The following is a 17139-nucleotide window of genomic DNA, read 5'->3' as shown; positions in this document are numbered from 1 at the left end:
AGTCACCCGGCGATCAGGTCAGCGCGGGCCTGGCGTCAGCGTCCGCGCGTACAACACGTTCGACTCCTGGTCGCGCAGCCGGACGGTCAGCTCCCCGCTGTCCCCGGCGATCTCCACCTCGCCGAAGTGCTGCCAGCCCTCCATCGGCGAGGCGCCCTGACGCGGTGGTGCGTGCACGTACACCGCCTCCGGACCGAACGTCGCGTCCAGTTTGTTCGGCCCGAACGCGCCGGCGTTGAGCGGCCCGGACACGAACTCCCAGAACGGCGAGAAGTCGGTGAAGCTCGCCCGGTCCGGTGAGTAGTGGTGCGCGGCGGTGTAGTGGACGTCGGCGGTCAGCCAGACGACGTTGTCCACCCGGTGGCGGCGCAGGGTCGACAGCAGGGTGGCGATCTCGAGTTCGCGGCCCTTCGGCGCACCCGGGTCACCCTGGGCGACGCCCTCCATCGCGGTCGCGCCGTCGGGTACGACCAGCCCGAGCGGCAGGTCGTTGGCCACGACCTTCCAGGTGGCGCGGGACTTCAGCAGCCCGTCGGTCAGCCACCGCAACTGCCGCCAGCCAAGTACGCCGCCGTCGGGGACGGTCTCCAGCCCGGGCGTGTTCGGGTCCTTGTAGGTCCGCATGTCCAGCACGAAGACGTCAAGCAGCGGCCCGTACGACACCTTCCGGTAGACCCGGCCCTCGGGGTCGCGGTGCGACGTCCGGATCGGCATCCACTCGAAGAACGCCCGCCGCGCCCGTGCCGCCAGCACGTCCACGCGTTTCTCGGTGTACCGGTCGTCGTCCAGGATCTGGCCCGGATACCAGTTGTTGTGCACCTCGTGGTCGTCCCACTGGTTGACCTGCGGAACCTCCGCGGCGAACGCGCGGACGTTGCGGTCCAGAAGGTTGTACGCCCACTGGCCGCGGTACTCGTCCAGGGTCTGCGCGACCCGGCTCTTCTCCTCCGTCACGACGTTGCGGTAGACCCGGCCGTCGGGCAGCGCGACGGACTCGGTCAGCGGGCCGTCGGCGTAGATCGAGTCGCCGGAGTGCAGGAAGAAGTCCGGGGCGAGCGCGCGCATCCGGTCGAAGATGGTGATGCCCCCGAGGTCGGGGTTGGAGCCGAAGCCCTGGCCCACCATGTCGCCCGACCACAGGAACCGTACGTCCCGGCGCCGGCGGGGCGCGGTGACGAGCCGTCCGGACAGTGCCTCGCCCCGGACGCCGTGCCGGTCGGGGTCCTCGAGGTGGACGCGGTAGAAGAGCTCCTGGCCGGACGGCAGGCCGTGCAGGTCGACCCGTCCGGTGTGGTTGGTCTGCGCGGTGAGCACTGGCCCGGGCACGGTGACCGCCCGGCGGAAGTCCGGCGTCCGGCTGACCTCGACCCACATCCGGGCGGTGCGGTCGGCTCGGGCCCACACCACCGCACCGTTCGCGGTCGGGTCACCGCTGGCGACGCCGTGGGTCAGCCGCGGCCGGCCGGAGCGGGGCGCGCCCGGTGCCGCGAACGGCGTACCGGCGGAGGCGGGGGACGCGGCGGCGACGGGCGCGTGGACGAGGCCGGTGAGCCCGGCGGTGGCGAACCCGGCCGTGGTGAGTCCCGCGCGCAACAAGGTGCGGCGCGGCAGCGCGGACGCCGGTCCGGACGACACGGGCGCCTGGGACGACTGGAGCGACTGGGGGATGCGAGGTGCGGACATGATCGTCTGTCTACGCCGCCGCGATGACCTCCGGTGCAACGGCCGGTGACGCGCCGGTGGCGATCAGTGAACCGCCGAAGATTCCGTACGGCGGGGCCGCCGCCACTGTAAGACCGCGGGTACGTTAGGTAATTACCGGACAAACGTACGTGACCGTGATCAGTGGTACATGTCATCATGCGGTTGCTGCCCATTTCGGGAGGTACTCATCGTGCGTCGACGTCGATATACCTGGCTGGCCGTGCTGGCCACGTTGGTTCTCGTGTCCTGGCAGGCCCAGGCCGCACAGGCGGCCACCGGAGTTCCCGACCGCGCCCGGCACTGCGCTGTCGGCATGCCGGCCATGCGGGCGGGCACCGGTTTCCACCTCGCCAAGCCGAGCAAGGTCTCCTGCTTCGGCTCGTTCGCCGAGTCCGTCTCCTACGCCACGGCCGGCCGGGTCCGGCTGGCTCCCGGTGCCCGCACGGTGAGCACCCGGCAGTTGCAGGCGGCGGGGGTCGTCTCCACCCGCTCCGCGCTCGCCGCCCAGCCACTGGTCGGGATCGAGTACGAAGACTCCAACTACGGCGGTGACTCGCTGGTCCTCTACGGCTCCAGCGGCTCCGGCTGCTACTCCGGGACGTGGTACGGCTTCCCGAGCATGTCCAGTCTCGGTTTCGACAACCGCATCTCCTCCGCCCGCATGTACTCCAACTGCCTCGGCCGCCACCACGACGGCACCAACTACACCGGCAGTTACCGCTACTGCGACGGGAGCTGCTCGACGTTCGGCACGATGAACGACCGGACGTCGTCGATCAAGTTCTTCTGAGCCCTCCCCCGACCTGCGACTTCTGAGGGCCGACGGTCAGAGCCGGCTCTCCGAGCACGACGAGGACGGGAGGTCGACCGGGCCGAGCGGGTCTCGCCCGGCCCGGTCGAGGGGGCTCGCCGGCCGCGCTGCCGCCCGGGGGCAGCGCGGCCGGCTCATCTCGTGGCGCGCGGCAGGCCGAGGCGTTCACAGGTGGAGGGAGGTCCTGGAAACACCCCCGCCACGCCCTTGTCGAGGGTGCACGCCACAAGAAGGGGGACGCGGGCCGTCCGGCCCGGCGCGACTGGGGTGGGGCTCTGGTCGCCGGCGGAGACGAGACCGTTTCGCCACGCCTGGCCGCACGCGGCCACGGGATCGTGGATGGCGACGGTGCCACTGGCCGAGGCGGTGCTTCCCGCGGGCATCTTCCGGGCGACCGCGACCCGGGTGACGTCGACGCGTGCCGACTCGACCTTCGGTGCGGAGTAGCACAGGACGCTGCTGGTGTCGCTCGGCGGTTTGAACGCGACGTACGCGGTGGCCACACCACCGGCCAGCACCATCGCGAACGCGCTTCCGCCGACGGCCGCGCCCTTCCAGGTGCGCCGCCACCACGGGCGGCTGGTGCCGCTCACCTCGGCGACGAGCGCGGTGCGGAGCGCGTCCCGGCGTTCCCGCGGCATCGTCCGTGGGGGTGGTAGATGGAAGTCGTCGTCGGTCATGGCAGGAGCTCCCCGTTCACGTTGTTCGAGCGGTGCGCCGACAGAGCCCTTCTCTGGGCTCTTCCCTGGGCACTTCCCGGGCTCGAGGTGGGCGCGGGACCCCCCGTCCGTCCCGCGCCCGCCTCGAGCCCGGCAAGGCGGCGTAGGTGTTCGCGGGCGCGGGAGAGCCGGGAACGCACCGTGCCGACGGGAATCCCGAGGGCCACGGCGGCGTCGGTGTAGCTGAGTCCGGCCCAGACGCACAACGCGAGCACGTCCTGCTCGTCTGGCAAGAGACGGGTGAAGACCTCGAGCACCCGTTGCATGGCTCGCTCGTCGTCGACTCGGGAGACCGCGTCGTCGGCGGGGTCGGGAGCGACCACCGCCGGTGGCAGTTTCGCGAGCAGGCGCCGATGACGCCGCAGGCTGCGGTCGCGGTTGCGGACGACGTTGTTGGCCACCGCGAGCAGCCAGGGAAGGATCGACTCTCCGCTGAGCGACACGTCGTGCCGGCGCCGCCATGCCTCCAGAAACACCACCGAGGCGAGGTCCTCCGCTGCTTCCCACGATCCGGTACGCCGGAAGCAGTGGTTGTAGACGGCGTCGATGTGGCGCTCGAAGAGCCCACCGAATGCCGACGGGTCGTCGCCCTGAGCAGCCTTGCGCCAGAGCTCCCCGTCGGACTCGCCGGTGGGCCGGAGTTGATCCACATCCCCTCTATGTCCGGACCGCGACGGGGGTTCGCGACTTTCACCGGGAAAGTTCCGGGCCATGGCAGCGCCCAGACGCTAGAGGCCGCGCAGCGAGCGCCCGGTCCGGGCGGCGCGGACCAGCAGCGGGCTCGGGCGGTACCGCCCGCCGGGGTAGACGCGGGCGAGCGTGCCGAGGACGTCCGCGACGACCTCCGGGCCCACCTCGTCACCCCAGGCCAGCGGGCCGCGCGGATAGCCGGTGCCCAGCCGCATCGCCACGTCGACGTCGGGTGCGCTCGCCTCCCGGCGGGCCACCAGGTCGACGGCCTCGTTGACCAGCATGCACACGGTGCGGGCGACGATCAGTCCGGGCACGTCGTCGATGACGCTGACCGCGAGGCCGGCGGCCTGGAACAACCCGATCGCCTGGTCCAGGGTGCCCGGCTCGCAGGCGTCGCCGGGGGCCAGGCACACGCGCGTGGCCGTCGCCGCGTCACCCACCCAGTCGAGGGTCACCGCGTCGCCGTCGAAGGTGGCGGGTTCGCCGGTCGTCTCCAGGACCAGCCCGCCGCCGGGGAGTTCGATGCCGTACGCGGACTCACCCGGCTCGAACTCGCCCGGTCCCGAACGCTGGGCGGCCGGTCCGGTGTCGTACCGCTCCATGCTCACCCCGGACGCGGCGATCCGGTCCAGCAGGCCGAAGCAGGCGGAGAACCCGCCGTGGTAGGTCACCTGGTCCGGTGGTGTTCGCGGCTCCGCCGTCCGCGGCCGGGGCGGCCCTGAACTTCCGGCGTCCCCGGCGTACTCGTACCACCCACGCCCGGTCTTGCGGCCCAGCCAGCCGGCGTCGACGACCTGCTGCTGGGCGACGAACGGCGCGTAGCGGGGGTCGCCGAACGTCTGCTCCCACACCGACCGGCCGACGGCGAGGTTGACGTCGTTGCCCACCAGGTCGGCGAGGGTGAACGGGCCCATCGGGAAGCCGGCCGCCTCGGTGAGTACGGCGTCGATGGTGGCGCAGTCGGCGCCGCCCTCCTCCAGCACCTGCATCGCCTCGCCGTAGAACGGCCGGGCCACGCGGTTGGCGACGAACCCGGGCGTAGACGCGCACCGCACCGGCGTCTTGCCCCAGGCGGTGGCGGTGTCGGCGACGGTCTGCGCGACCTCCGGATCGGTCGCCGCGCCCGCCGGCACCTCCACCAGGGCCATCAGCGGAGCGGGGTTGAAGAAGTGCATGCCGGTGACCCGGCCCGGGCGCTGCAGGCTGGCGGCGATCGCGGTCACCGACAGTGTGGACGTGTTGGTGGCCAGGATCGTGTCGTCGGCGCAGACCTTCTCCAGGGTGCCGAACACCTCCCGCTTGATCGGCAGGTGCTCGACCACGGCCTCGACCACCAGGCCGCTCGGCGCGAGGTCGGCCAGCGAGGCGACGGCTGTCAGGCGGCCGCGCGCCGCGTCGGCGGCGGCCGGTTCGAGCCGGCCCTTCTCGACCAGCCGGTCCAGCCGGGCCAGGATCTGGGCGACGCCGCGGTCGGCGGCGCCGTCCTGCGCGTCGTACAACCGCACCTCGTGGCCCGCGACCAGGGCGACCTGGGCGATGCCGGCGCCCATCGTCCCGGCGCCCACGACACCGACCGGAGTGGAAACGAGAAGTCCCGCCATGGCCCCATCCTGGCGTACGGGCGACGGCGCGTGCACTCGTCCTGTGGACGACCCGCGGTGCCACGGGCGGGGCCGGGCTCGCCGCGTGGTTCTCGTCCACAGGCCGTACAAGGGCCCGGTTTTCCACAGCCGCGGCTCGAAGATCAGCGCGGACTCCGCCGCAGGTGCCAAGGTCGTTTGCCGGAGGTGTGATGTGAGCGAAGACCTCAACCTGACGACGGCCACTGTCGAACGACTGCTCACCGACACCAGGCAGGCGCTGGAGCGGATGCGAGCCCCGGCCGGTCCTTCGCCGTCAGCCCCGGAGGAACTGCCGCGCGGTACGGGCGAGTCCGCCGACGGGCGGGTGCATGCCGTCGTCGAGATGCCCGGACGGGTCGCCTCCCTGGAGATGGATCCACGACTCATGAGAGAAGGCTCCGAGGCCGTGTGCTCGGCGATGGCCGAGGCTGTCAACTCCGCGATGGTCAGCCTGCGCTCCTCCGTCCTGAGTGGCGCCACCGCCGTCGACCCGGGCGCGTTGGCCGGTGAGCTCGAACGCGTCCAGGAAGAGTCGCTCGTCAGTGCGCGCTCGATGCTGGCGACCCTCCAGGACGCCATGGACCGCGTCGGCAGAAGGGCCTGAGCAGAGTGAGCAAGGAGTTCGACCCCGCGACGATCCGTTCGGCGGCCAAGGACCTGCTCAAGGCCGCCGATCACCTGGACGACGAGATCGACTCGTTCCTCAACGAGACCAAGTCGATCGGGGAAGCCTGCGGAGACGCCGAGCCGATCGGCATGCTGCTCGGGATCAGCTGTGCCGCCGCCGAGGAGGTGATCGTCGAAGGGCTGGCCTCGGTGGTCACCGGCTTCGAGATCTTCGCCGGCAAGCTCGAGGCGATGGCCGGCAGTGACGAGCGGACCGAGCACGGCAACAAGACCACGTTCGACTCGGTGGAGATCTGACGATGGCACACGGACTCGACCTTCCCGGGCCACTCGTCTCCGTGCTGAGTGAGCTCGGTTATCTGTGGCCGGACGCCGACGAAGTGCGACTGATGCAACTCGGCCAGGCGTGGGTGAGCCTGCAGTCCAAGCTCGACGGTGTGGTGACCGACGCCCAGCGAGCCGCGGAGCAGGTGTGGACGCACAACAAGGGCGACGACGTGAACGCGTTCAAGGAGGCGTGGGGAAAGGCCGAGGACGCCCTCGACACCCTGCAGAAGGACGCCACGGGCGTGGTGGTCGTCGGGGCGCTGATCCTGGTCTGTGCTCTCGTCGTCCTGATGCTGAAGATCTGGGTCATCACCCAGCTCGTCCTGCTCGTCATCGCCATTGCCCAGGCCATCGCCACCGCGGCCATCACGTTCGGCGCCTCCCTGCTGGAGATCCCGGTGTTCAAGGAGATCTTCAGCCGGATCATCAACCTCCTGATAGGTCAGGCGCTGGAGGTGCTCCTTGGGTAAGGCCAGAGTGCTCGCCGGGCTGGCGAAGGACGCGAAGGGCAAGATCGCCAAAGGGGCCAAGGAGGTCCTGCCCAAGGTCAAGAACGTCCGTCGAATAAGGAACGTCGACATCCCGAAGCGGCCGGCGCCCCCGAAGCCCAACGCCACCAACCCCAGGCTGAAGAACATCATTGATAACATCTGGAAGCACGCCGGGAAGTCCGGCACGGCAGGGGACGGGACCACTTTCGACGCCTTGCGTAACGAGATTCTGACCGGTCGCCCCTCCAACGGGATCTTCCACATGCAGAAGTCGATCGAGAGCATGCGCGGCCTCCAGAAGATCATCGACAGTCCGAACACTTCGGCAGCCGACCGGGCGATCGCCGAGGACCTGCTCCGGCGGTTCGGTGACGCGTTCGGCAGGGGATGGGGATGATGGCGCAGGACGCCGAGACGTTGGTCGACCAACTGGTGCTGGCGGTGCCCGCGTTGCGGGACATGTGGTCCGAACACCAGCGGGAATACCCCGACCAGGCCGCGCACGCGTTCCTGCGCACGCTCGCGTTCCGGGTCGTCGCCGGCTACCTGTCCGGTGATCCCGCGAGGGTCGCGCAGGCTCGCCAGATCGCCGACTACCTGGAGAGCCGGTTCGGCGCGGACTCCGACACCGACCGCCTGGTCTCGAGTGCGTTCCTCGCCCACTTCCCGAGCCCGGACGGCCGGCGGGCCGGGGCGCTCGACGTGCTCGGTCCGAAGCTGCGTGCCGCGGCGAAGGCCGCCGGGTCCGGAGCGAACCGTCCGGAGGCCGGGCTGGTCGATCGGTTGGTGCGGGCGGTGCCTGAGCTCGAGCCCGTCCTGCGCGATCACCTCGACTTCTACGACGAGCTTCTGCCGCACCTGTTCCTGGGAGAGGTGACTCCGCAGGTCGTCGAGTGGGCGGGGTCGGACGACCCGGGTCTCGAGGCCCGGGCGCGGGCGGTGATCGACAGGCTGGAGAGCGAGTACGGCCACGACTACCAGGTCGACGAACTCATCGGCGCGTCCTTCGTGGAGAACCTCCCCCGCGCCGAGGACCCGGGTGGGGACGTCCTGGCACTGCTCGGCCCCAAGCTCCGCTCGGTCCGGCAACGCATGCACGAGGGATAGCGGTCGGGTCCCAGCCGGCGCCGGAACGCGCCCGCGCAATGCGCGCCGGGGAGGCCTCCGAGCGCCTACGCTGACGCCGTGGATGCCGACACTCTCGACCAGGCCGTCGCCGCCATCCGTACCCGCGGCTACTTCTCCGCGTTCCCCGAATCCCCGAGCCCGCGTGTCTACGGACCGGACGCGGCCGCTGAGGGCCAGCGGGCGTTCGAGGCGTGGCAGGGCCGGACCTTCCCGGTCAGCACGCCGGGCTCCGACGGCTCCGTGGCCACCGAGAAGTCGCCGTTCGGCATCCCGCTCGGCGTGCGTTATCCACAGGTGGACGCCGGTGGCCTGGACGACCTGCTCGCCGCCGCCCGGGCCGGCATGACCCAGTGGCGCGACGCCGGCCCCGACACCCGGGTCGAGGTGACGCTGGAGATCCTGCAGCGGCTGCACCGGCGGGTCTTCGAGCTCGCGAACGCCGTGATGGCCACCACCGGCCAGGCGTTCGTGATGGCCTTCCAGGCCGGCGGGACCCACGCGCTGGACCGGGCGCTGGAGGCGGTGGCGTTCGCCCACACGGAGATGACCCGGCACCCGGCGACGATGGTGTGGGAACGCCCGGCCAAGGGCGACCCGGTGCGGGTCCAGAAGACGTTCACCGTCGTCCCCCGCGGGGTGGCGGTGGTGATCGGGTGTACGACGTTCCCCACCTGGAACTCCTACCCCGGCCTGTTCGCGTCCCTGGTCACCGGCAACCCGGTCGTGGTGAAGCCGCACCCGCGTGCCGTGCTCCCACTGGCCATCACCGTCCAGGTCTGCCAGGAGGTGCTGGCCGAGCGCGGCTTCGACCCGCATCTGACCACCCTCGCCGCCGAGGCCGAAGGCGCCGGCCTGGCCAGGGACCTCGCCACCCGCCCGGAGGTGCGGATCGTCGACTTCACCGGGTCGGGGGAGTTCGGCAGCTGGCTGGAGTCGCATGCCACCCAGGCGCTCGTTTGTACCGAGAAGTCCGGCGTCAACCCGGTGGTGATCGACTCCACCGACTCCTTCCGCGGGCTCACCGCCAACCTCGCGTTCACACTGTCGCTGTACTCCGGGCAGATGTGCACGACCTCGCAGAACATCTACGTGCCGGCGGGCGGGATCGAGACCGACGAGGGCCACAAGAGCTTCGCCGACGTCGGCGCGGGACTCGCCGCGGCGATCGACAAGCTGCTCGCCGACGAGGGCCGGGCGGTCGAGCTCCTCGGCGCGATCGTCAACGACGACGTGCTCGGCCGGGTGGACCGGGCCGCGGACCTCGGCGAGGTGGTGCTGGAGTCGCGGGCGCTGACCCATCCCGCGCACCCGGACGCGGTGGTCCGTACACCGGCGATCGTGGCGGTCGACGCGGATGCCGAGGACGACGCGGTCGACCGTACGTACGGCCGGGAGTGCTTCGGCCCGGTGACGTTCCTGGTCCGGACGGCCGACACCCGCGAGTCGCTGGACCTGGTGCGCCGGCTCGGCCACGAGCGCGGGGCGATGACCGCGGCGGTGTACTCCACCTCCGAACAGGTCCTGGACGCCGCCCGGGAGGTCGCGCTGGACGTGGGGGTCGCGTTGTCGGAAAACCTCACCGCCGGGGTGTACGTCAACCAGTCGGCGGCGTTCAGCGACTACCACGGCACCGGCGGCAACCCGGCCGCCAACGCCGCCTACGTCGACGCGGCGTATGTGACCGGCCGGTTCCGGATCGTGCAGAGCCGTCGGCCGGCCCCGGCCTGACGCAGGCCTTCCGGCGAGGTTTCCGGAAATGGTCCGGTCGCGCGGCCTTCCATTGGCCAGGCGTGGCCACAGCGTATGGCGGCCCACCGCCGTAGAGTGAACGCCGTGCCCGGGGCACGAAGGTGGTGCGGGCGCACGGATGTGTCCAGACTCATGGAGCGGAGCTCACCATGGAAAAGCGGCGGCTCGGACGGCTCGAACACCAGAGCAGCGTCCTCATCTACGGCGCGGCGGCGCTGGCCGAGGTGACCCAGGACGTCGCCGACGCGTCGATCCAGGAGGCGCTGGACGCGGGCATCAACCACTTCGACACGGCGGCGAGCTACGGCGACGCAGAGCTGCGGCTGGGCCCGTGGATGCCGCGCATTCGCGACCAGATCTTCCTCGCCACCAAGACCGGCGAGCGGGAGCGCGAGGCGGCGTGGGCACAGATCAACAGCTCGCTGGAGCGCCTGCAGACCGACCGGCTCGACCTGATCCAGCTGCACGCGGTCGGTGACCGCGAGGAGCTGGACAAGGCGACCGGCACCGGTGGCGCGCTGGAGGCGGCGATCCGGGCTCGCGACGAGGGCCTGGTCTCCCACATCGGGATCACCGGACACGGCCACGAGGCGCCTGCCACTCACCGCGAGGCGCTGCGGAGGTTCCCGTTCGACACCGTGCTCACCCCGCTCAACTACGCCCTCGGCCGCGACGAGACCTACTACAACGCGTGGCAGGAGCTGGCGGCCGAGACGCAGCGGGTGGACGCCGGCCTGATGATCATCAAGACGGTCGCCCGGCGCACCTGGACCGAGGACGACCACCGTTACACCACGTGGTACGAGCCGCTGGACGACCAGGACAACATCACCGCCGCGCTGGCGTGGGTGCTCTCCCACCCGCAGATCACCGGCATCGCCACCGCCGGCGAGGTGCGGTTGCTGTCCAAGCTCATCCAGGGCGAGAAGGACCGTGCCGCGCTCGGCAGCGAGCAGATCGCCGGGCGCCTGGACAAGGTCGATGCGTACGCCTCGCCGTTCGTGTCTATGCCGATCTGAGCACCGAGCCCGATCTGAGGACCGGGTCGAGCTGAGCGTGTGACCGCGGGGCGGACTCTTCGGGTCCGCCCCGCGGTCGTCGCAGGCCAGACTGTTGCGGGGACCCTAATTGCCCTGGTCACACCTGCCGGGGTCGGTGATCTCCAGCTTGCCGACGGCGTTCTGCAACAGGTCGGTCGTCTGGCTGACCGCTTCGTCGGAGGCGCCGTCGGCCGGGGCGTAGGTGATCTTCACGACCTCGCTCCGTACGTCGGGAAAGGCCTGCGCATAACGCCACTCGGTGCCGCGCTGCACGCTCAGCTTGCCGACGACCTGGTTGTCGGTGTCGCGTTGCAGGGTCACACCGTCGGTGCCGCGTACGACCGCCCGCAGGTCCTCCTGCGACTGCTGCGCCCGCTCACCCGTGTAGTACCTCCCGGACACACTCACCTCTCCGCCGCCGGCGTCGGCGGACACGGTGTAGGTCGCGCCGTCCGTCGTGTCCTTCGCCGTCCACGACGACGGCAACGTGAACGCGAGAGTCGCGCAGGTCACCTGCAGGGTGCCGGAGGAGGGTGACTCCTGCTTCCCCGTCGGCGTGGGATCAGGCGTCGACGTGGACGGTTCGCCGGGCTGGGGCGAGCGGCTCGGCGGAGCCTTCGGCGGGCGCTCGGCGAGACTCACCGGGTGCACCCCGGGCGCTCCGCATCCGGCGAGCAGCGCTCCGGTCGCTACCAGCACGAGCCAACCCGCTCTCCCGGCTCGCGACATCGGCGCACACCTCTTCCCGCTCGTTCTCGCTCGACCAGCACCCGAAGACCGAGCCCCTGTCGCACTGGACCGGCTCGGCAAAGACCAACGGGCACTGTAGTCGGCCGGACCCTCCGGCCGAGGTCCTGCGGGCGCCGACCTGTGGACAACGACCGCCTGTGGAAAGCCGTCGGCGGCCCCACCTGTCCGCGCTCACACGCCGTCGGGGCGCGCCTGAGCCCGGAGCCCCCGAGCGGCGAGGCCCGAGCATCCCGCCAGGCGGGACATATGGTCGCTCACCTGGTCAAGTAGGTTGAGCGGCATGCGGATACGTGCCCCTGAGCTGGTCGGACGTGGTGGCTGGCTGAACACCGGCGGTCGGGAGTACGAGCTGGCCGACTTCCGGGGGCGCTTCCTGCTGCTGGATTTCTGGACTTTTTGTTGTGTCAACTGCCTGCACGTCCTGGACGAGCTGCGGCCGCTGGAGGAGAAGTACTCCGACGTGCTGGTCGTGGTGGGCGTGCATTCGCCGAAGTTCGCCCACGAGGCGGAGGAGGTGGCCGTCCGGTCCGCGATCGAGCGGTACGCCGTCCGCCACCCGGTTCTCGACGACCCGGACCTGACCACCTGGCAGGCGTACACCGCGCGGGCCTGGCCGACGCTCACGCTGGTCGACCCGGAGGGGTACGTCGTCGCGCAGTACTCCGGCGAGGGCCACGCCCACGCGCTGGACGCCCTGCTGGCCGAACTCGTCCCCGCCCACGACGCCCGGGCGACCCTGCGCAGGGACTCCTCGCCGTACGTCCCGCCGCCCCCGCCGGACACCGCGCTGCGCTTCCCCGCCAAGGCGGTCCCGCTGCCCGACGGCAACCTGCTGGTGGCCGACGCGGGCGCGCACAGCCTGGCCGTCCTGGCGCCCGACCTGGAGACCGTTGTCCACCGGATCGGCACCGGCGAGCGCGGCTTCCTCGACGGCGGCCAGCACGAGGCGGCCTTCCGCGAGCCGAACGGCCTGTGTCTCCTTCCGCCCGAGGTCGCCGCGGCCGCGGGGTACGACGTGGTGGTCGCCGACACCGCCAACCACGCCCTGCGCGGCGTAAGCCTGTCGACCGGTCAGGTGCACACCCTCGCCGGCAACGGCACGCAGTGGATGCGCGGCGACGGGGTGGGCGCGTTGTCCAGCCCCTGGGACGTGGCGTGGTACGCCGGTCAGGTCTGGGTGGCGATGGCGGGGATCCACCAGCTGTGGACGTTCGACCCGGCGAGCCGGGAGGTGCGTCCGGTCGCGGGTACGACCAACGAGGGGCTGGCCGACGGGCCGCTGCCGGAGGCGTGGTTCGCCCAGACGTCCGGCCTCGCGGTTTCCGCTGACGGGCGCCGGCTGTGGCTGGCCGACGCCGAGACCTCCGCCCTGCGCTACGTCGAGGACGGCGAGGTGCACACGGTGGTGGGCACCGGCCTGTTCGACTTCGGCCTGCGGGACGGTTCGGCCGGCCAGGCCTTGCTGCAGCACCCGCTCGGGGTGACGGTGCTGCCCGACGACTCGGTCGCGGTCCTCGACACCTACAACGGCGCGGTCCGCCGGTACGACCCCGCGGCGAACACGGTGACGACCCTGCTCGCCGGCCTGGTCGAGCCGAGCGGCGCCGTGGTCGACGGGGACACGCTGGTCGTGGTGGAGTCCGCCGCGCGCCGGGTGGCGAGGTTCCCGCTCGGTGGGCAGGTGCGATCCGTACGTGAGTTCGCCCACCAGACCCAGCGCCCGGTGACGACGGTCGCGCCCGGCGCGGTGGAGCTGCTGGTGGAGTTCGAGCCGCCGCCGGGGCAGAAGCTGGACGACACCGCCGGCCCGGCGACCCGGTTGTTCGTGTCCGCGACCCCGCCGGCGTTGCTGCGCGAGGGGGAGGGCAGTGGCACCGACCTCAGCCGGCGGCTGGTCCTGGACGCCGCCGTCGGCGACGGTGTCCTGCACGTGGCGGCCACGGCGGCCAGCTGCGACGCGGACGCCGAACACCCGATGTGCCACATCCACCAGCAGGACTGGGGCGTGCCGGTCCGGCTGGCCGAGGGTGCGGGGGCGACCCTGTCACTCGTTCTCGGAGGCAGCGTCGAGGACTGACTCCGGCGGCGCCTCGGCCCCGGGAGTGGGAGCCGGAGCCGCGCCGGCGACGCGGGTCAGCTCGTCGAGTACGGACTCGAACAACGGCTCGGAGTCGCCACCGATGTGTGCCAGGTGTCCGAACGTCTCCATCGAGATCAGGCCGTACACCCGTACCCAGCACTGCAGCAGGGCGGAGATCGCGGCGACCGGAAGTGAGTCGACGGCGACGCCGGCCGCCCGGGCGCGGCTGAGCACCTCGTCGCGGTAGCCGGTGAGGCTGGTACGCAGCGCCGCCGGCAGGGTCTCGTCGGCGGGTACGTTGAACGGCCGGGCAGCCCACAGCCGCAGCATCGTCTCCTCGAAGACCCAGGCGAGGTCGTGGACGGCCTCGATCACCTCGGCTTCGACACCCCCGTCGGGGCCGCCGTCGGGGCCGCCATCGGCGTCCCCATCGGCGTCCCCATCGGCGTCGCCGGCCGTGTCACCGGCCGCGTCGCCGGGCGGTGTCCCGGTGCGAAGCGTGAGCTGGTTGAGGTGGTCGGCCGGGTGCGCGAAGAGCAGGGCGAACTCCGCGCGGTGCTCCAGCGACCAGCGGCGGAACGCCCGGCAGATGCCGACCGACTGGTCGAGCGGGTCGGGGCCCAGCGAGGCCCGGTAGTCACGCAGGGCCGCGCTGACCTCGTGCGCGACCGACGCGCAGCCCAGGTCGAGCAGGCCGGTGCGTCCCTGCGGCGCGTAGCGGTAGAGGGCGGGCGCGGTGACTCCCAACCGGGCGGCGACCGCGGCCATGGTCACCGCCGGTTGCCCCTCGGCCACGACCAGCTCGCGGACGGCGGCGCCGATGTCGGCGAGGAGCTCTCGCCGGCGCAGCTCCCGGCGGCTCGGCCGGGCGCCACCGGGGGCGGGAGTCGCAGGGTGAGTGGACGAGGACAGACGGGGACCACGTGGTGATGTGGCCGCTCTCATGTCGTTGGTCACCTCGTCATTCGTTACGATCCTTTAGCAAGTTTAGGATCGTCACATTTTCCGCATTCCGGAGGTCTCCATGCTCGCACGCTGGGCGGGGCTGGTCGTGCGACGTCGCTGGTGGATTCTTTCGGTGGCGGCGGCCCTCGCCGTGCTCGCCGGAGTCGCGTCGACGACGCTCACCGGCCGGCTCGACCAGGGCGGGTACGAGGTGCCCGGAAGCGAGTCCGTACGCGCGGACGCAGCCGTGACCAAGACGCTCGGTGACCACGGCGTGGACGCCCTGGCCGTCTACACGGTGCCCGCGGGGCAGTCGCTGCGCGACCCCGCGACCATGCGGGCCGTCCAGCGGAAGGTCGCCGGCCTGCCCGCCGGCAAGGTGGCCGGTGCGACCGGCTGGTGGCAGCAGCCGGCGCAGCTGTCCCACGACGGGCGTACCGGCGCGGTGGGCATCCGGCTGGAGACCACCGACAAGGGCGACCAGCTGGGTGACTGGAAGACGATCCAGCGGGAGCTCGACGGCGAGACCGGCGCGACGTACGGCGTACGCGGCCTGACCGTGCGGTTCAGCGGCTGGGCGGCGATGGGGGTCGCGGTCAACGCACAGACCGAGAGCGACCTGAAGCGGGCCGAACTCGTCTCGTTCCCCGTCCTGCTGGCCCTGCTCGTGGTGGTCTTCGGCGGCCTGGTCGCGGCCGGCCTGCCGCTGGTCGTGGGCGGGATCGGCATCGTCGGCGCGCTCGGCGTGCTGTGGGTGCTCTCGGCGTTCACCGACGTGTCGGTGTTCGCGATGAACATCGTGACGTTGCTGGGCCTCGGGCTGGCCATCGACTACGGGTTGTTCCTGGTCAGCCGGTTCCGGGAGGAGTTGCACGCCGGAGCCGGCGCCCACGCCGGAGCCGGAGCCGAGTCAGGGCGGGGCGCCGACAGGAACGCGGACCGCGAGCGCGTCCGGGCCGCCCTGGCGGTGGCGATGCGCACCTCCGGCCGCACCGTCCTGGTCTCCGGTCTCACGGTGGCGGCCGCTTTGTCCGGGCTGCTGGTGTTCCCGCAGGGGATGCTGCGCTCGATCGGCCTGGGCGGGATCGCCGCGGTCATCGTGTCCGCGCTGTCCGCCGTCACCGTGCTGCCCGCGCTGCTCGCCGTCCTGGGCTACCGGGTCGACGCGCTGGCGGTCCCGTGGGGACGGAACCGGCGAGCCGGCCGCCTCCGCGGCATCGGCCGGCACGCGCGGTCCGCTGTCCGGACCGAGCGCGGCTGGGGCCGGATCGGCCGGGTGGTGATGCGGCAACCCGCGCTGGTGGCGGTGGTCGTGATCGGCGCGCTGCTGCTCGCGGGTACGCCGTTCCTGCGGGCGGAGTACGGCGAGGTGGACGCCTCGGTGCTGCCCAAGGGCAATCCGGTGCGTACGGCCACCGAACAGGTGCGCGACCGGCTGCCGGCCGCGTCCACCGACTCCGCCCAGGTGGTCCTCGTCGGTGCGGACGGCCGCGCGCCGGGCCGGCAGGTGGTCCGGAAGTTCGCCGCCGACGTCTCGGCGGTGCCCGGCATGGGACAGGTCGCCCCGCTCGGCGGCAAGGGTGACCGGGTGGTGCTCGCCGCGCAGGTCGACGGCGACCCGCAGGGCGCGGCCGCGCAGGAGTCGATCCGGAAGGTACGCGACCTCGCCCCACCCGCGGGGGTCGACGAGGTGCTGGTCGGCGGCCCCACCGCGTCGCTGGTCGACTCGTTGCACGCCATCGGCGACCGGATGCCGTGGATGCTCGCCGTGCTCGCGGGCGCGGTCCTGGTGTTGTTGTTCCTGGCGTTCGGGTCGGTCGTCGTACCCGTGAAGGCGGTCGTGCTCTCGGCGTTGTCGCTCACCGCGTCCTTCGGCGCCGTGGTGTGGATCTTCCAGGACGGCCACCTGATCGGCCTGCTGAACACCGAGACCGGGCCGATCGACGCGTCCATCCCGGTGCTGATGCTGGCCGTGCTGTTCGGGCTGTCCACCGACTACGAGCTGTTCCTGCTGTCCCGGATCGCCGAGGCCTACCGATCGGGTGCGTCGGCGAAGGAGGCGGTGGTCATCGGCCTCGGGCGTACCGGCGGGCTGATCAGCGCCGCGGCCCTGCTCCTGGCCGTGGTGGTGGGCGCGTTCGCGCTGAGTGGGCTGAAGTTCATGAAGCTGATCGGGCTCGGCATGCTGATCGCGATCGCCGTGGACGCCACGATCGTACGAGGGCTGCTGGTGCCGGCGGTGCTCGCGCTGCTCGGCGGCGCCGCCTGGTGGGCCCCCAGGCCGCTGGCCAGGCTTGCCCACAGGCTGGCGCTGGAGGGTCCGTCGGAAACCGGCCCCGGCGCGGCGGGTGCCGAGACGGGCGCCGAGACCGACCCGGAGACCGACCCTGAGGAGGACCGGGCGAGGGCTGGTACCTTCTGACCGGATGAGCCTAACCGGTCAGCTGGTGGGG

16 protein-coding genes are annotated in these 17139 nt (G+C 71.8%); 10 read left to right on the top strand and 6 right to left on the bottom strand.

Annotated features, from left to right (window positions below):
* Positions 1-18 precede the first annotated feature (18 nt).
* Positions 19-1683, bottom strand: coding sequence for an alkaline phosphatase D family protein (locus F4554_RS31160; RefSeq protein ID WP_179791154.1), 1665 nt, complete (start codon positions 1681-1683; stop codon positions 19-21).
* 211 nt (positions 1684-1894) lie between these two features.
* On the opposite strand from F4554_RS31160, the gene F4554_RS31155 reads away from it, so the two are divergent.
* Positions 1895-2494: a hypothetical protein gene (locus F4554_RS31155; protein WP_179791153.1), complete on the top strand. Its 600-nt coding sequence runs from the start codon at positions 1895-1897 to the stop codon at positions 2492-2494.
* 155 nt (positions 2495-2649) lie between these two features.
* Here F4554_RS31155 and F4554_RS31150 read toward each other — a convergent pair whose 3' ends face one another.
* From F4554_RS31150 to F4554_RS31140, 3 genes are all read right to left on the bottom strand, one after another.
* The gene (locus tag F4554_RS31150) at positions 2650-3195 is read right to left on the bottom strand and encodes a hypothetical protein (RefSeq protein ID WP_179791152.1); all 546 of its coding nucleotides are present in this window, start codon (positions 3193-3195) and stop codon (positions 2650-2652) included.
* Positions 3192-3884, bottom strand: a complete 693-nt coding sequence (locus F4554_RS31145) for an RNA polymerase sigma factor (protein WP_337796274.1) — start codon at positions 3882-3884, stop codon at positions 3192-3194. Before F4554_RS31145 ends, F4554_RS31150 begins: the two co-directional genes overlap by 4 nt.
* A 78-nt stretch (positions 3885-3962) precedes the next feature.
* Positions 3963-5528 (bottom strand): 3-hydroxyacyl-CoA dehydrogenase, encoded by a 1566-nt coding sequence (locus tag F4554_RS31140; RefSeq protein WP_179791151.1) that lies wholly within the window; start codon positions 5526-5528, stop codon positions 3963-3965.
* Positions 5529-5721: 193 nt separating this feature from the next.
* Here F4554_RS31140 and F4554_RS31135 point away from each other — a divergent pair, with 193 nt between their 5' ends.
* The 7 genes from F4554_RS31135 (at position 5722) to F4554_RS31105 (ending at position 10890) form a co-directional block, all read left to right on the top strand.
* The gene (locus F4554_RS31135; protein ID WP_179791150.1) at positions 5722-6153 is read left to right on the top strand and encodes a YbaB/EbfC family DNA-binding protein; all 432 of its coding nucleotides are present in this window, start codon (positions 5722-5724) and stop codon (positions 6151-6153) included.
* Positions 6154-6158: 5 nt separating this feature from the next.
* Positions 6159-6473 carry a hypothetical protein gene (locus tag F4554_RS31130; RefSeq protein ID WP_179791149.1) on the top strand — a complete coding sequence of 105 codons (315 nt, stop codon included), beginning with the start codon at positions 6159-6161 and terminating at the stop codon, positions 6471-6473.
* A gap of 2 nt (positions 6474-6475) precedes the next feature.
* Complete coding sequence (locus F4554_RS31125; protein WP_179791148.1) at positions 6476-6973, top strand: WXG100-like domain-containing protein; 498 nt, start codon at positions 6476-6478, stop codon at positions 6971-6973.
* On the top strand, positions 6966-7391 hold the full coding sequence (locus F4554_RS31120) for a hypothetical protein (RefSeq protein WP_179791147.1): 426 nt from the start codon (positions 6966-6968) through the stop codon (positions 7389-7391). The genes F4554_RS31125 and F4554_RS31120 overlap by 8 nt, the downstream gene beginning before the upstream one ends.
* Positions 7388-8101 carry a DUF7674 family protein gene (locus F4554_RS31115; protein WP_179791146.1) on the top strand — a complete coding sequence of 238 codons (714 nt, stop codon included), beginning with the start codon at positions 7388-7390 and terminating at the stop codon, positions 8099-8101. Before F4554_RS31120 ends, F4554_RS31115 begins: the two co-directional genes overlap by 4 nt.
* Positions 8102-8179: 78 nt before the next feature.
* Positions 8180-9850: a phenylacetic acid degradation protein PaaN gene (gene paaN, locus F4554_RS31110; protein WP_179791145.1), complete on the top strand. Its 1671-nt coding sequence runs from the start codon at positions 8180-8182 to the stop codon at positions 9848-9850.
* A 170-nt stretch (positions 9851-10020) separates the two neighbouring features.
* Positions 10021-10890, top strand: a complete 870-nt coding sequence (locus F4554_RS31105) for an aldo/keto reductase (protein ID WP_179791144.1) — start codon at positions 10021-10023, stop codon at positions 10888-10890.
* 105 nt (positions 10891-10995) lie between these two features.
* On the opposite strand, the gene F4554_RS31100 is transcribed toward F4554_RS31105, so the two are convergent.
* Entirely contained in the window at positions 10996-11640 is a 645-nt protein-coding gene (locus tag F4554_RS31100; protein WP_179791143.1) for a hypothetical protein, read from the bottom strand.
* A 301-nt stretch (positions 11641-11941) separates the two neighbouring features.
* On the opposite strand from F4554_RS31100, the gene F4554_RS31095 reads away from it, so the two are divergent.
* Positions 11942-13738, top strand: coding sequence for an NHL domain-containing thioredoxin family protein (locus F4554_RS31095; RefSeq protein ID WP_179791142.1), 1797 nt, complete (start codon positions 11942-11944; stop codon positions 13736-13738).
* On the opposite strand, the gene F4554_RS31090 is transcribed toward F4554_RS31095, so the two are convergent.
* Positions 13706-14686, bottom strand: coding sequence for a TetR/AcrR family transcriptional regulator (locus F4554_RS31090; RefSeq protein WP_179791141.1), 981 nt, complete (start codon positions 14684-14686; stop codon positions 13706-13708). The genes F4554_RS31095 and F4554_RS31090 overlap by 33 nt on opposite strands.
* Before the next feature lie 79 nt (positions 14687-14765).
* On the opposite strand from F4554_RS31090, the gene F4554_RS31085 reads away from it, so the two are divergent.
* A complete protein-coding gene (locus F4554_RS31085) occupies positions 14766-17108 on the top strand; it encodes an MMPL family transporter (RefSeq protein WP_179791140.1) in 2343 nt (780 codons plus the stop codon).
* The last annotated feature ends 31 nt before the right edge of the window (positions 17109-17139 follow it).

This window comes from Actinopolymorpha rutila (assembly GCF_013407855.1).
GTDB classification, from domain to species: domain Bacteria; phylum Actinomycetota; class Actinomycetes; order Propionibacteriales; family Actinopolymorphaceae; genus Actinopolymorpha; species Actinopolymorpha rutila.
This window is presented reverse-complemented; position numbering and strand designations above follow the sequence as displayed.